1 protein-coding gene is annotated in these 949 nt (G+C 71.1%); it reads right to left on the reverse strand.

Annotated elements, in window-relative coordinates:
* Positions 1 to 949: glycosyltransferase family 2 protein (locus LDL48_RS43230; RefSeq protein ID WP_225261012.1), on the reverse strand; the 949-nt coding region annotated here is incomplete at both ends.

The raw sequence follows: 949 nt of genomic DNA on the forward strand, positions 1-949 counted from the left end.
GGGCTGTCGGGGCTGGTGAGGTCGCGGAGGGCGCCGGGTGCGAGTTTGAGCAGGGGCCAGAGCAGGGTGGGGCGGTGCAGGAGGAGGCTGGTGTAGGCGGCGGTGAGGCCGGTGCCGTAGCCGAGCATTTGTTTGTGCAGGCCGGCGAGGTCGCGGCGGTGGTAGTGGTGGGTGACGGCGGTGGGTTGGTAGACGATGGTGCCGCCGGTGAGTAGGACCTGGGTGAAGGCGAGGGTGTCTTCGCTGCCCATGGCGGGGGTGCCGGCGCCGAGGGCGGTGTCCCAGCCGCCGATGCGTTCGATGACGCCGGGGCGGAAGGTCATGTTGGCGCCGGTGCCGAAGGGTGGTAGTGGGTAGAGGGGGCTTTGCCGGTGTGCGGTGGCGGGGCTGAAGATGTCGGGGGTGAAGCCGCGGCCTTTGCTGTGTCCGCCGAATTGTTCGAACCAGAGTTGGGGTTGGGTTTCGAGTTCGGCGGGGACGATGACGCCGGAGATGACGTCGGCTTCGGGGTGGTCGGCGAGGGCGCGGGCGATTTCGGCGAGCCAGGTCGGGTCGGCGTATTCGTCGTCGTCGATCCAGGCGAGGATCTGGCCGGGTGCGGCGGCGACTGCGGCGTTGCGGGCGAAGGAGAGGCCGGCTTTGGGTTCGAGGAGGTAGTCGACGGGTCCGCGGTGGGCGGCGGAGCGGACGACCTCGGCGGTGGTGTCGGTGACGGGTGCGTTGTCGACGACCAGGATGCGGTAGCCGGGGTAGTCCTGGGTGAGCAGGCTGTCCAGGCATCGGGCCAGGGCGTCGGGTCGTTCCCGGGTGCAGACCACCACGGTGATCGGTGGGGCGTCGGCGAGGACCTCGCGGCGGCGGGCCAGGAACGCCGGCTCGGTGTCCGGGGTGATGCCGTCGACCGGCAGGGCGGTCAGGCCGTACCCGGCCAGCTTCGGCGCCAGCGCGG

It is taken from the genome of Jidongwangia harbinensis (assembly GCF_020216025.1).
GTDB classification, from domain to species: domain Bacteria; phylum Actinomycetota; class Actinomycetes; order Mycobacteriales; family Micromonosporaceae; genus Actinoplanes; species Actinoplanes harbinensis.